We start from the raw sequence: 14,274 nt of genomic DNA, 5'->3' as shown, positions 1-14,274 counted from the left end.
TTTATGAGCAAGAACTTCATACACGATAATTTTTTGCTGGAGAATTCTTTTGCGGAAGAATTGTATCACACTTATGCAAAGCACCAGCCGATTATCGACTACCATAATCATTTGCCTCCGAAGGAAATTGCAGATGACAAGATTTTCGGGAACCTTACCAATGTTTGGATTAATGGTGACCACTATAAATGGCGTGCGATGCGAACTTTGGGCATTGATGAAAAATTCGTCACTGGTACTGGTTCGGAAAAGGAAAAGTTTATGCATTGGGCGAAGACGGTACCATACACGATGCGAAATCCGTTGTACCATTGGACGCATCTCGAACTTGCACGCTATTTTGATATTTATGATTTGCTAAATGAAAAATCGGCAGATAAAATTTATAACGAGACTTCTGAAAAGTTAAGTTCGAAAGAATACAGTTGCCAAAATTTATTGTTGAAGGCGAATGCGGAATTGGTCTGCACGACTGAAGACCCAACCGATACCTTGGAGCAGCACCAACGATTGGCGAAAAGTGATTTCAAAGTGAACGTCAGCACGGCTTTCAGACCCGATAAAGCGATTTTGATTGGGAATGATGGCTACAATGCTTATATGGATGCGCTGGAAAAATCAGCAGACATTGCAATTGAAACCTTTGACGATTTATGCGACGCGCTCAAAAAACGCATCGATTATTTCCACGAGAATGGTTGCCGACTGTGCGACCACGGTTTGAATCAGATTTACTTTGAGCAAACAAACGAGGCGGAAGTCAAAACGATTTTCCGTAAGAAGCGAGAAGGTCAAGATATTACTGAAGCCGAAGCTTTAAAGTTCCAAAGTGCTATTTTATTGTTTTTAGCGGAACAGTATCACGCTAAATGTTGGGTGCAACAGTTCCATTTAGGAGCTTTGAGAAACAACAATGCCAGAATGCATCACATTTTGGGACCAGATACAGGATGGGATTCCATCGGAGACTATCCGCAGGCGGAAAAATTATCTGCTTTTTTGAATGCATTGGACAGCAAAGACACCTTGGCAAAAACCATCATTTACAATCTCAATCCAGCCGATAATGAGGTTATGGCAACGATGATAGGTAATTTTAACGATGGCAGTGTAAAAGGAAAAGTGCAGTTTGGTTCCGGCTGGTGGTTTTTGGACCAAAAAGACGGAATGACCAAACAGTTGAATGCCTTGTCGAATATGGGATTGATAAGCTGTTTTGTCGGGATGTTGACAGATTCCAGAAGCTTTTTGTCTTTTCCTCGACACGAATATTTCAGACGTTTGGTCTGTAATCTTTTTGGAGATGAAATCAAACGAGGTGAATTGCCAAACGATATGGAATGGATTGGAAAGCTGATTACGGATATTTGCTATTCAAACGCCAAGAATTATTTTGAGTTTTAGACGGTTGTGATGGTAAATGAATCTACATATTTCACGAAAAATGTTCAGGAATGGGAAATCATTGATGCGTATGTAAAGCGTCGCATCGTGAGCTATGATGAGACGATGATGATGGTCTATGTTCACTTTCAAAAGGATGGCATCGGACCAATACATCACCACTACCATACGCAAAGCACTTACATAGCTGAAGGGAAATTTGAGGTCACAATCGATAATGAGACCCAGATTTTAGGAAAAGGTGATTCATTTTTTATACCTTCATCTATCGAACACGGTGTGAAATGCCTTGAAGAAGGGATGCTCATCGATGTATTTAGTCCTATGAGAGAAGATTTTATTTCCAAAACAAATGAATAAAGTAGTTGCCTTCGGAGAAATTATGCTGCGCTTGTCAACCGAGCGTCATTTGCGCTTTTCGCAGGCGAAGTTCTTTGCCGCGTCGTATGGAGGTGGCGAGTTCAATGTAGCAGTGTCATTGGCGAATTACGGCATTCAAGCGGAATTTGTAACACGAGTTCCTAAAAATGAAATTGGCGCCTGTGCATTGAAAGAAATGCGAAAACTGAATGTCGGTTCCAGTAATGTGGTGCAAGGCGGCGACCGTTTGGGCATTTATTATTTGGAAACTGGTGCAGGCACACGCGGTAGCAACGTGGTGTATGACAGAGCCAATAGCGCGATTGCCACAACAAGTCCTGGTGATTTTGATTGGGAAGCCATTTTAAAGGACGCCACTTGGTTTCATTGGAGCGGCATCACGCCAGCCATTTCCGAGAATGCAGCTAAAGCCTGTTTAGAAGCTGTAAAAACAGCGCATAGATTAGGTTTGACAATTTCTTGCGATTTAAATTACCGCTCGAAATTATGGCAATATGGCAAAGAACCTAAAGAGGTGATGCCAGAATTGTTGAAATACAGCCACATCGTTTTGGGCGATATTGATACGGCCAATTTTATGTTGGGCATCCCAAAAGTAGACCCAAATTATCAAGATGAGGCGTCATTACCAGTCTTATATGATAAACTATTTGAGTTGTGCCCGAATTTAAAAACCGTGGCAACAACCTTGAGATATTCTGTAAGCGCTTCACACCAACGCATTGGAGGAATTCTGTATGACGGAAAAAGCGTTTATAATGCTGCCATTAAAGAGGTAACACCTGTTGTGGACAGGGTAGGAAGTGGCGATGCCTTTATGGGCGGACTCATTTATGGCCTTTTGGAATACAAAAACAATCAGCAAAAAGCCTTGGATTTTGCCGTGGCTGCTTGTTGTTTGAAACATACCATTTCAGGTGACTATAATTTGGTAACCGTGGAAGAAGTTGAAAAAATGTTAAGTGGCGATGCCACTGGAAAAGTATCGAGATAGGATGATGACCTTGAAGAAAATATCGCACCTCACAGGTTTTTCGCCTTCCACAGTATCGAAAGCGCTGAACGATAGTTTTGACATCAGTACAGATACCAAAAAAATCATTCAGGATATTGCCTTCAAGTATAATTATTCACCAAACAAAAATGCCATTGCCTTGCGCAAGAGCAAATCGAATATCATTGCGGTCATTGTGCCACAAGTGAACCATCCGATTTATAGTGATACGCTTTTTGACATTCAGAAAAAAGCCTCGCAATCTGGATATCGGATTATGTTGTACCAATCCTTTGAACAAGCTTCGATGCTGAAAGAATTGTTTGAGGAAATCAATGATGGTAGTGTGGATGCGGCAATTGTTCTTTCCACCAATGAAAACATTCAACCGATAGGACATATTCCTATCGAATGTTTACAGATTCTTGAAAATCAATCGACAGATGATTTAAAGGAACGTTGCAAAATCAATTTTGAAAATTTATTACAACGAATCAAATAATATGGCACAATTTACACGAATAGAAGTTGCACAAACAATGGCCTCCACAGGGATGGTTCCATTGTTTTATCATCAAGATACCGAGTTGTGCAAGCAAGTGCTCAAAGCCTGTTACGATGGTGGCGCACGATTGCTGGAGTTTACCTCAAGAGGCGATTTTGCACACGAAGTGTTTGCCGATTTGATGAAATATGCCATCAAGGAATTGCCAGGGATGATTTTGGGCGTTGGTTCTGTGACCGATGCGGCTGCCGCGTCTCTATATATGCAGTTGGGTGCCAATTTTATCGTGACACCAGTGTTACGGGAGGATATTGCCGCAGTGTGCAATCGTAGAAAAGTCCTATGGTCACCAGGTTGTGGCTCGCTGACGGAAATTGCAAAAGCAGAAGAATTGGGCTGCGAAATCGTGAAATTGTTCCCTGGAGATATTTATGGACCTCAATTTGTAAAAGCGTTGAAAGGTCCTCAACCCTGGACAAGCGTGATGCCAACTGGTGGTGTCTCACCAACAGAAGAAAATCTAAAAGGTTGGTTTGATGCTGGCGTTACCTGCGTGGGAATGGGCTCGCAACTGATTTCAAAAGACATCATTGCAAAAAAAGATTTTAATGGTCTAGAGCAAAAAGTGAAAGAGGCTTTATCCATCATAAAAAACGTTCGAAAATGAGACGAATCCAATTCAACATATGGATAGTTTCCTTGATGATGTTCTGCTTTTTTACAAGTTGTGACACCACCAATGATGTACGCACGATTAAATTGGCGCATAGCTTGGATGTTGGGCATTCCGTACACAAAGCGATGGTGAAAATGGGTGAGGATTTGGAACAGATTTCTGGTGGAAAAATGACATTGGAAATTTATCCGAGCCAACAGTTGGGTACCGAGCGTGAATGCATTGAGTTGCTTCAGATTGGAAGTCTGGATATGACGAAAGTTTCCGTGGGCGTAATGGAAAATTTTGCACCACGAATGAAGGTTTTTGGACTGCCTTATTTATTTAAGGACAGACAACAGTCTTTCAATGTTTTGGACGGACCGATTGGTCAGGAATTGTTGGATGAAGGTACACAATATTGGATTAAAGGTCTTGGGTATTATGATGCTGGAAGCCGAAGTTTTTATACAAAAGATAAGCCCATCAATTCACCGGCAGATTTAAAAGGTTTGAAAATTCGTGTGATGGAAAGTGTCACAGCGATGGATATGGTAAAAAGTCTCGGTGGTTCGGCAACGCCTATTTCTTGGGGCGAGCTTTACACATCGTTGCAGCAGGGTGTTGTGGATGGAGCTGAAAACAATCCGCCGAGTTTTTATTTATCAAGACATTACGAAGTCTGTAAATATTATTCTCTGGATGAGCATACCATGTTGCCAGACGTTTTGATAATTGGCACACACATTTGGGAAAAACTTTCCGAACAAGAGAAAAAATGGCTAAAGGAAGCCGTTGATAAATCGGTGGTGTATCAAAGAAAGCTTTGGGCAGAATCCGAAAAAGAAGCTTTGGATGCTGTGCAAGAAGCAGGTGTAAAGATTATTTATCCTGATAAATCTCTATTTGAAAAAGATGTAGAATCGGTCTATTCTCAATACAAAGACGATAAGGATATGTCATCTTTAATCGAACGAATTAAAAATACCAACTAATATGGCTTTTAGAAAAGCAGTCGATAACGTTTTGAGTAAAGTGCTGATTGTCATAATGGGTGTTATGGTCATTAATGTGCTTTGGCAAGTGTTCACACGCTTTGTGATGGGTACACCGAGTTCATTTACAGATGAACTGGCACGTTATCTTATGATTTGGCTGGGTATTTTGGGAGCTGCGTACGTATCAGGACGAAATATGCACGTCGCAATTGATGTGTTGCCATTGCGCTCTAGTACGGAAACCCAAAAGAAATTGAAGCGAATTGTTTATGTATGCATTATTCTGTTTGCATTCTTTGCGATGGTTGTAGGAGGTTTACGCTTGGTCTATATCACATTTGTGTTAGACCAACATTCACCAGCCTTGCAAATCCCTTTAGCAGCAGTGTATTTTGCCATTCCGTTGAGTGGTGCGCTCATTATTTTCTATAAAATTTCAGACATCCTAAATACCAAATAATTATGGAGTATATTCCAATTCTTGTTTTAGTCATTAGTTTCGTTGGTTTATTGGCCATCGGAACCCCTGTGGCGTGGAGTATTTCCATTTCGTCGGTACTGACGATGATGGTCAGTATACCTGCATTGCCAGCGTTTACAACCGTTTCACAACGTATGGGAACTGGTTTGGACAGTTTTGCACTGTTGGCAATTCCCTTTTTTATTCTTTCGGGACAATTGATGAATAAAGGAGGAATTGCTCATCGACTCATCGCTTTTGCAAAAACCTTGGTTGGCTCACTTCCTGGAGGTTTGGCATTGATTAATGTCATTGGCGCGATGTTAATGGGAGCGATTGCTGGTTCAGCGATGGCATCGGCTTCGGCAATGGGAAGTATTTTGGGTCCAGAAATGGAGAAGGAGGGCTATTCCAAAGAATTCGGCGCAGCCGTCAATATTACGTCAGCAACCACAGGTTTGATTATTCCGCCCAGTAATGTATTGATTGTCTATTCCTTGGCGAGTGGTGGTGTCTCTATCGCTGCCTTATTTTTGGCAGGCTATATTCCTGGACTTCTTACAGGATTGTTCTTGATGATTGTGGCCTATTTCTGGGCAAAGAAGAAAGGTTTTAAAGTTGGTGAAAGAAGTTCTATTAAAGCAGTTGTAAAAACATTTTTCGATGCTGTACCAAGCTTATTTCTGTTGGTAATTGTCATTGGAGGTATCGTTACAGGTGTTTTCACAGCGACAGAAGCATCTGCAATTGCTGTTTTGTACACCTTGATTTTGGGCTTTATATATAAAGAAATTACTATAAAATCATTACCAGAAATCCTGTTGGATTCTTCCGCTACAACGGCTGTAGTAATGCTATTGATTGGTGCTTCGATGAGTATGTCCTGGGTAATGTCTTTTGAGAACATTCCACAGGATATCAGCAGCACATTATTGGCAATTAGCGACAATCCAATCATCATTTTATTGATAATCAATTTGTTGTTGCTTTTTGTTGGAGTTTTTATGGATATGACTCCAGCCGTATTGATTTTCACACCGATATTTTTACCGGTTGTTACTTCAATTGGAATGGACCCAGTTCACTTCGGAATTATTATGGTGTTGAACCTATGTATAGGACTCTGTACACCACCCGTTGGTTCGGTATTGTTTGTCGGCGTAGGAGTTGCTGGTACCACTATCGAAAAAGTGATAAAACCATTATTGCCACTCTTTTTGGCAATGCTTGTTGCCTTGTTTTTAGTGACCTATTTCCCTCAATTGACCCTTTGGTTGCCAAGTTTGTTTGATTTATAATTTAGGATGTGATGACAGAATTAACCGAAAAAAAGAAACCGCTTAACAGAAAAACAACTGATGCTGGGAAGACATTGCCGATAAAAGTGGTTCAATTTGGCGAAGGCAATTTTTTAAGAGCTTTTGTGGAATATGCCTTTCAAACGCTGAACAAAAAAGCAGGTTTCAATGCAGGAATCGCCGTTGTGCAACCCATCGATAGAGGTATGGTGAGTATGTTGAATGACCAAGATGGTTTATACACGTTGTTTTTGAAAGGTGTGCAAAAAGGTCAGGAAATTCAGCATCAGGAATTGATTACGAACATCGTAAAAGGCATCGACCCTTATATCAATTTTAATGACTATTTGAGCTTGGCTAGAGAAGAATCACTCGAATTTATCATCTCAAATACTACCGAAGCTGGCATCGCTTATGTGGCTTCCGATACAAAGGAAATGCAACCTCCGAGCTCTTTTCCAGCGAAGTTGACAGTGCTTCTCTATGAACGATTCAAACATTTCAATGGAAGTGCCGACAAAGGTTTGACCATCATTCCCTGTGAGTTGATAAATCATAATTCTGAAACGCTGAAAGAAATCATTTTAAAATATTCAGACGATTGGAATTTGGGAGAGGACTTTAAAACGTGGATGAATGTTCATTGTTCTTTTCACAGTACTTTGGTGGATAGAATTGTTCCTGGGTATCCAAAGGACGAAATCGAAGCGTACAACGCGCAATTGGAATATAAAGACAATTTGATTGTGGCGGCAGAAGCATTTTTGCTTTGGGTGATTGAAGGTGATGATGCATTGAAAGCAAAATTACCATTTCACAAGACGGATTTGGATGTGAAAATCGTGAAAGATATGCAACCGTATCGCACGCGCAAGGTCCGAATTTTGAATGGTGCACATACTGCTATGGTGCCAATGTCTTTGCTCTATGGAAATTCAACAGTCAAAGAGACTGTCGATAATTCGTTTACTGGAAACTTCGTCAACAAAGCGATTTTTGAGGAAATCAATGAAATTCTTCCAATGAACCGTGAGGAATTGGACAGCTTTGCAGAAGAAATTTTGGACCGTTTCAGAAATCCGTTTATCAAACATCAATTGGCGGACATCGCATTAAATTCCATTTCAAAATTTAAAGTCCGCGTCTTGCCAAGTTTGTTGGAATATGATGACAAACATCAAAAATTGCCAACGCATTTGACCTTTGCATTTGCTTGTTTAATTCGTTTTTACAAAGGCACTTGGAATGGTCAACAGTTACCAATAAAAGACAGTGAAGACATTGTGGATTTTTTCAAAACCGTTTGGAAAGAAAACAATTATCAACTCGTGGCGACATCTACTTTGGCAAACGCATCTTTTTGGGATAAAGATTTGAATACGATAAACGATTTGACGGAAGCGATTGCTTTTGCCTTAAAGGAATTGGACGACAAAGGTGTTGAGAAAGCATTTGAAAGTTTTAGCCAACGCTATTAAGAATTTAAAACTATGCAAAAGAAACTGATAAAAGTACATCCATCGGATAATGTCGCTGTTGCTTTGATAGACATTGCAAAAGATGATGTGATTTCTTTTGAAAACCTATCGATTACAGCAGTAACGGATGTCAAGGCCAAACATAAATTGGCTCTGACGGATTTTGCTGTGGGAGATAACATTTATATGTATGGCGTTTTGGTCGGAAAGGCGAGTCAGCCTATTCTAAGAGGCGCTGTGCTGAATACGGAAAATGTGAAGCATCAAAGCGCTAAAGTTTCCCAGAAAACGAATACGATAGGTTGGACAGCTCCAAATGTTGACAAATGGAAAGACAGAACGTTTATGGGCTATCATCGTGAGGATGGTCAGGTTGGGACTGCCAATGTTTGGTTGTTTTTCCCTTTGGTGTTTTGTGAAAATCGAAATATAGAAATCCTTAAGGATGTTTTTGAAAAGGAGTTATTGACCCAGAAAACCAACAGCTATCGAAATTTGTTGCGCTCATTGGTGCATAACAATGGCGAAACCTCTTTGATTGAAGAAGAGCAGTCGGAAAAAGTTTTTGATAATGTTGAGGTGAAATTCATAACGCATCCTGGTGGTTGCGGTGGCATACGTCAGGATTCTGAAAGTTTAGCGAGATTGTTGGCAGGTTATGTCCACAATCCGAATGTGGCTGGAGCGACGGTATTGAGTTTGGGATGTCAAAATCTTCAAATTGATATTTTCAACAAGGCTTTAGAAGCTATCAGTCCGAACAATACCAAACCCGTTTTGATGTACGAACAACAAAAAATGGGAACGGTTGATGAGATGTTGAGCAGTATCATAAAGAATTCGTTTGAAGCTATTAAGGAAGCCAATAAAATCGAACGAAAACCAGCACCTTTGTCCAAATTGAGATTAGGTCTGGAATGTGGCGGTTCTGATGGATTTTCTGGGATTTCTGCGAATCCTACATTGGGCTACACATCAGATTTGTTGGTGGCTTTGGGTGGAACAGCCATATTATCAGAATTTCCAGAATTGTGTGGCGTGGAGCAGGAATTGGTCAATCGTTGTGAAACAGAAGCGACAGCCAATCGTTTTTTGGAATTGATGAAAGCCTTTGAAAAATCTGTGGTAGACGCAGGTTCTGGGTTCGATATGAATCCTTCACCAGGAAACATCAAAGACGGATTGATTACTGACGCAATGAAATCGGCTGGTGCAGCCAAAAAGGGTGGAACATCCCCAGTAGTGGATGTTTTGGATTATGGTGAATACGTGACAAAACCTGGCTTGAACCTGTTGTGCACGCCTGGTAATGATGTTGAAAGTACAACCGCTATGGTGGGTTCTGGAGCAAACATAGTTTTGTTTACTACCGGTTTGGGAACGCCAACAGGTAATCCGATTGCGCCGATTGTGAAAGTATCTTCCAATTCTGAATTGGCAAGACGTATGAGTGATATTATTGATATTGATACTGGTGGAATCATTAAGGGTGAAAAAACCATTGAAGAAATGGCTGAAGAAACCTTGAATACCATCATAGAAATAGCAAGCGGACGAACGCCTTCAAAGGCAAGTCTCTTAAATCAGAACGATTTTATTCCATGGAAACGTGGTGTTTCCTTGTGATTTTGATTGATAGCAGAAAGAGAAAAGACCTTTAAAAGGTCTTTTTTTATTTCAATTTTGAAGAAGATTTACGAACCATTAATTCTGGTGTCAATACAATCTGCTTTTGCATCTTGATTTTTTTGCCATTATTGACTTCCTCCAAAAACACCTGTGCTGCAATACGACCCATTTCAATCGGCGATTGGTCTACAGAAGTAATTGAAAGTTCCATAAAACGCGTGAAAGGCTCATTACTAAAACCAACCACGCAAATATCTTCTGGAATTTTAAGTCCGTGTTCCTTTATTTCCTGAATAGCTCCCAAAGCTGTAAAATCACTTGAAGAAAAAATAGCATCTGGCGGACGTTCCATACTCAAAAACTGTTTTGTGATTCGTCGTCCTTCATCCACTTTACTCGCAGTTTCTATAACCAAACTTTCATCGCACTCCAATCCATGGTCTAAAAGTGCCTGTTTGTAACCCATATAACGATTCTTAAAGATTTCCAACGAACGGTCATTGGAAAGATGTGCGATGCGTTTACAACCTTGTTGAATGAGGTGCTTTGTGGCTTCGTATGCACCATTAAAGTCATCGATGGTCACTGAACTAACACCATCAATATCTCGTTTTCTATCAAAGAAAATCAGCGGGACATGTTTGGCGAATAAATTGTTGAAGACTTTATTTTTGGTCTTTGCATTCGAAATCGACATCAAAATACCATCTACTTGGGCGTTTAGGAGCGAGTTGATATTCCCAGTTTCCAAATTTTCTTGGTCGTGGGTTTGGCATACAATGACGTGGTATCCTTGCGGATAGAGTTCTTCCTCAATCCCTCGAATGACGGATGCGAAAAAGTTGCTGTCCATACGAGGTACAACGACACCTACGTTGTAACTTTTGCCGCTTTTAAGTGCTCGAGCAAGTGTGTTTTGCTCATAATTCATTTCTAAAGCAGTCTCCTGGACCAGCTTACGTGTGCTCTCGCTTATCTTTTCATTATTGTTGAGCGCTCGTGATACTGTCGCTGCCGTTAGGTTTAGCTTTTCAGCAATATCATAAATAGTGGTTTTTTTCTTCATTTGACCAGTTGGTAGTGAGAGGATAAAAATACATTTTTATTTATAAAGTTCTAGACTTTTAAATCCTAATTCAGTATTTTTATGCAATCGATTACCCAATATAAGAATTTGTTTTGAATTTTAAAGATTAGAATGATGTTAAAAAGAAGAAAATTGTTTGTAAACCTGTTGGTTATACTGTTACTTTTAAATTGCAGTAAAGACGATGCAAGCAATGATAACGACCCTATTGTATTAGTGAGTTCAATAATTGTCAATGGCGATAATATTTTGGATGGTGGCTCAACTCAATTGAGTGTAAATGTCGTTCCTGCCAATGCGACTAATGCATCGGTCAGTTGGAGTACTTCACATGCACAAGTTGCAACGGTTTCGCAGACGGGACTTGTGACTGCAGTATCTAATGGCGATGTCATCATCAAGGCTACGGCGTCGGATGGTTCTGGCGTTATGGGGCAAAAAACCATCAATGTCTCTGGTGTTAGTGGTGGGGTAAATGGGACTGTTGTTCAATCTTCAGCGGAATTTTTATCTGCAATTGCAACAGCTTCGGCTGGCGAAACCATTTATGTGAGAGGAGGAAACTATGTTTTCAACTCGCCAATCCAAGTTTCAGGAAATGGCTCAAACGGTAATTTTATTTCAGTATTGCCATATCCATCAGACACTGAAAGACCGAGATTTGATTTCTCTTCTATGTCTGAAAGCTCATCCAACAGAGGAATCGAATTATCTGGCGATTACTGGCATATCAAAGGAATTGACGTATTTTCCGCTGGTGACAATGGAATGCATATCACTGGAGATAACAATCTGATAGAGTTTTGTACGTTCAGCGAAAATGCTGATACAGGCTTGCAATTGGATAATGGCGCAAGCAATAACACCATTTTAAATTGTGATTCATTTTTCAATGCCGATTCGACTCTCGAAAATGCCGATGGTTTTGCCGCTAAATTAAATGTGGGCTCTGGAAATAAATTCATAGGTTGTCGCGCTTGGCAAAATCTAGACGATGGTTGGGATGGTTATTTGAGAGATACAGACAACGTTACGACCTATTATGAGAACTGCTGGGCATTTAAAAATGGCTATTTGCAGAATGGAACGGTAGGGTCTGGAGATGGTAATGGTTTTAAAACAGGGGGTAGTGACGATAAAACCCTGAAGCACAATGCTAATTATAAAAATTGTGTAGCAGCAGGAAATGTGTATGATGGTTTTGACCATAACAGTAATCGTGGTACGATTGAAATCTATAATGGTTCTGCATTCGATAATGGAAGGAATTATAGCTTTAGTTCAACCAATATTGCAATGGCTTTGACCATTAAAAACTCGGTTTCATTGAATAGTGGAAGCACCAATAGTTTCAATGCGACCACAACGGATATTACTAACAACGGATGGCAGAATGGATTAACTACGACGGCAGAAGATTTTGCGAGTTTGGATATCAATCTACTTGCAGCACCTAGGAACGCCGACGGAAGTTTGCCAAATATGGATTTTATGAGATTAGTGTCTTCTAGCGATTTGATTGACCAAGGTGTGGATGTAGGATTACCATTCAATGGAACAGCCCCAGATTTAGGAGCATTCGAATTTGAATAAATTTAAGTTAATCCCTTAAAGTTTTATTTAAAAACTTAACCGTGTAATTCAATGTAGTTTCAAACCAAGGTTGCACAAGCCAAAAGGAATGTGGACTGTCTTCAATGGTGAAGGTTTCATTGTAGATTCCGAAATCATTCAGAAGAGCAACCATATCATCTCTTCCAGCGTGAAAACGTGGCTGCGAACTGTTGATGAACAAGATAGGGGGAGAGCTCGCATTGACATATTCCAAAGGTGATGCTTCTTTCCAATTTTCGAAATTTTCATCTCTGGTACCATTCAACCAGATGCTTGCCATTTTTCCTTCGGATGCAGCTTCGGGATGGATGAATGAGACGATGCCATCAACATTTACAATTGCTTGGACGTCGTCAGAAACATCGGCATCAAATCCGAACACTTCTGAATTAGGGGTAATGCCAATTAATGTGGCCAATTGTCCGCCAGCAGAAGCTCCTAAAACGGCGATTTTTTTCGAATCAATCGAATATTTTTTATCATTCTGACGCATCCATCTGATGGCATCTTTCAAATCGTGAACGGCTGCGGGATAAGGGGATTCCAAACCTAATCGGTAAGAAGCTGTCACAGCCACAAAACCATTTAATGCCAAATGTTGCGCCATCACACGTTGATTTTCCTTGCTTCCAGTCAGCCAACCGCCACCATGTATCAACAATACCGCAGGATAGGATTTTAATGTGTCTTTTGGCGTATAGATGTCCAATTTTAGGAGGGTATCTTCAATGCTTTTGTAAACAATATCTTCATTGGCAAGGATGTCTTTTGAAACCAATGGTTCAATGGGAGTGATGAATGGATGGTATTTTTTTAGCTTTTGATAGGTGGATTCAATTGTATATGGTTTGAATTCTGGTTCTTTTTCTTGAGAATAGAGATGAATATCGATGCTAGTCATCAATAGACTACAGAAGAATATATTTTTCCATATTGACGAATTTATCCTAATCATCCGAAGGTTTTAACTTTAAATTCAATTCTTTTAGTCCTTCATATACAAGTCTGGCAACTTCCGTGGCACCTTGTGGTTGAAAGTGAGTATTGTCTTTTAATCCTTCTGGATATGCTTCATATTTACCTTCAGGTAAGTTCATAAAGTATGTTTCTGAAACATAAGTTTCACCCTTTTTTGTAAAAAAGTCTCTCGATTTTTTATTCAAATCGATAAGCATTGCATTCATCTCAATGCCAATATCTTTAGGCGCTTGGTCATACTCGCCATGAACGTTTTGAAGCTTGCCATCCTTCCAAGGATAATTTCGTGCCACAGGTGTCAAAATGATGGGAATGGCTCCTTTTTCCCTTGTTTGATTGACGAACAATCTTAAAAATTCTTTATAACCTTCAATATTAACGTAACGTTCGGTCTTCTGTTCTGCGGCATCATTATGACCAAATTGCATAATGACCACATCATTTGGCTTCAAACTATCATAAACTGCGCGCCATCTGCCTTCCTGAAAAAAAGTACGTGTGCTTCTGCCACCTCTTGCTCTGTCATCCACAATGACACTATCTGTTTTGATGATATTTTTTAAAGTTGAAAGACTATCCGATATCAAAAATTGTTGGAAGACTTGGCCCCAACCTGCTATAGGATATCTAGTTTTCATATAATCCTTGCCAAGGTCGTAATATCCAGTATAATCCGCCATAGTAGAATCTCCGATGAGGTAGACTTTTGTAAAAGTTTGAGTTTTGTTATCGGAAGCACAGCCAACTATGAGTAAGCTGACACATATGATATGTAAATAATTGACTTTCAAAT

At 40.0% G+C, this 14,274-nt stretch carries 14 protein-coding genes; 11 read left to right on the top strand and 3 right to left on the bottom strand.

The features are described from left to right. Nucleotides 1-3 precede the first annotated feature (3 nt). The 10 genes from uxaC to M0G43_RS00715 are packed head-to-tail and all read left to right on the top strand — an operon-like array spanning nt 4 to nt 9,799. Nucleotides 4-1,404 (top strand): glucuronate isomerase, encoded by a 1,401-nt coding sequence (gene uxaC, locus M0G43_RS00760; protein WP_248022588.1) that lies wholly within the window; start codon nt 4-6, stop codon nt 1,402-1,404. A 9-nt stretch (nt 1,405-1,413) separates the two neighbouring features. Continuing rightward, the gene (locus M0G43_RS00755; protein ID WP_248022587.1) at nt 1,414-1,764 is read left to right on the top strand and encodes a cupin domain-containing protein; all 351 of its coding nucleotides are present in this window, start codon (nt 1,414-1,416) and stop codon (nt 1,762-1,764) included. Next, nucleotides 1,757-2,779 carry a sugar kinase gene (locus M0G43_RS00750; RefSeq protein ID WP_248022586.1) on the top strand — a complete coding sequence of 341 codons (1,023 nt, stop codon included), beginning with the start codon at nt 1,757-1,759 and terminating at the stop codon, nt 2,777-2,779. The genes M0G43_RS00755 and M0G43_RS00750 overlap by 8 nt, the downstream gene beginning before the upstream one ends. Continuing rightward, the gene (locus M0G43_RS00745; RefSeq protein WP_248022585.1) at nt 2,754-3,281 is read left to right on the top strand and encodes a LacI family DNA-binding transcriptional regulator; all 528 of its coding nucleotides are present in this window, start codon (nt 2,754-2,756) and stop codon (nt 3,279-3,281) included. The genes M0G43_RS00750 and M0G43_RS00745 overlap by 26 nt, the downstream gene beginning before the upstream one ends. Nucleotide 3,282: 1 nt before the next feature. Continuing rightward, the gene (locus M0G43_RS00740; protein WP_248022584.1) at nt 3,283-3,951 is read left to right on the top strand and encodes a bifunctional 4-hydroxy-2-oxoglutarate aldolase/2-dehydro-3-deoxy-phosphogluconate aldolase; all 669 of its coding nucleotides are present in this window, start codon (nt 3,283-3,285) and stop codon (nt 3,949-3,951) included. Further along, the gene (locus M0G43_RS00735; RefSeq protein WP_248022583.1) at nt 3,948-4,934 is read left to right on the top strand and encodes a TRAP transporter substrate-binding protein; all 987 of its coding nucleotides are present in this window, start codon (nt 3,948-3,950) and stop codon (nt 4,932-4,934) included. The genes M0G43_RS00740 and M0G43_RS00735 overlap by 4 nt, the downstream gene beginning before the upstream one ends. Nucleotide 4,935: 1 nt before the next feature. Then, nucleotides 4,936-5,397, top strand: a complete 462-nt coding sequence (locus tag M0G43_RS00730; RefSeq protein WP_248022582.1) for a TRAP transporter small permease — start codon at nt 4,936-4,938, stop codon at nt 5,395-5,397. A 2-nt stretch (nt 5,398-5,399) separates the two neighbouring features. After that, complete coding sequence (locus M0G43_RS00725; RefSeq protein ID WP_248022581.1) at nt 5,400-6,695, top strand: TRAP transporter large permease; 1,296 nt, start codon at nt 5,400-5,402, stop codon at nt 6,693-6,695. 11 nt (nt 6,696-6,706) lie between these two features. Continuing rightward, complete coding sequence (locus M0G43_RS00720) at nt 6,707-8,173, top strand: tagaturonate reductase (RefSeq protein WP_248022580.1); 1,467 nt, start codon at nt 6,707-6,709, stop codon at nt 8,171-8,173. A 12-nt stretch (nt 8,174-8,185) separates the two neighbouring features. Next, nucleotides 8,186-9,799 carry a UxaA family hydrolase gene (locus M0G43_RS00715; protein WP_248022579.1) on the top strand — a complete coding sequence of 538 codons (1,614 nt, stop codon included), beginning with the start codon at nt 8,186-8,188 and terminating at the stop codon, nt 9,797-9,799. Nucleotides 9,800-9,845: 46 nt separating this feature from the next. Here the strand turns inward: M0G43_RS00715 and M0G43_RS00710 are convergent, their stop codons facing one another. Next, nucleotides 9,846-10,868 (bottom strand): LacI family DNA-binding transcriptional regulator, encoded by a 1,023-nt coding sequence (locus M0G43_RS00710; protein WP_248022578.1) that lies wholly within the window; start codon nt 10,866-10,868, stop codon nt 9,846-9,848. Nucleotides 10,869-11,000: 132 nt separating this feature from the next. Between M0G43_RS00710 and M0G43_RS00705 the strand changes: the two genes are divergently transcribed. Next, nucleotides 11,001-12,482, top strand: a complete 1,482-nt coding sequence (locus M0G43_RS00705; RefSeq protein ID WP_248022577.1) for an Ig-like domain-containing protein — start codon at nt 11,001-11,003, stop codon at nt 12,480-12,482. 7 nt (nt 12,483-12,489) lie between these two features. Here the strand turns inward: M0G43_RS00705 and M0G43_RS00700 are convergent, their stop codons facing one another. Continuing rightward, entirely contained in the window at nt 12,490-13,458 is a 969-nt protein-coding gene (locus M0G43_RS00700) for an alpha/beta hydrolase (protein WP_248022576.1), read from the bottom strand. After that, the gene (locus M0G43_RS00695) at nt 13,451-14,272 is read right to left on the bottom strand and encodes a rhamnogalacturonan acetylesterase (protein ID WP_248022575.1); all 822 of its coding nucleotides are present in this window, start codon (nt 14,270-14,272) and stop codon (nt 13,451-13,453) included. The genes M0G43_RS00700 and M0G43_RS00695 overlap by 8 nt, the downstream gene beginning before the upstream one ends. Nucleotides 14,273-14,274: the final 2 nt, after the last annotated feature.

It is taken from the genome of Subsaxibacter sp. CAU 1640 (assembly GCF_023156585.1).
In the GTDB taxonomy this organism is placed as follows: Bacteria; Bacteroidota; Bacteroidia; order Flavobacteriales; family Flavobacteriaceae; genus JBPOFM01.
The sequence above is the reverse complement of the archived record's forward strand: the minus strand, read 5'-3'. Positions and strand labels throughout refer to the sequence as shown.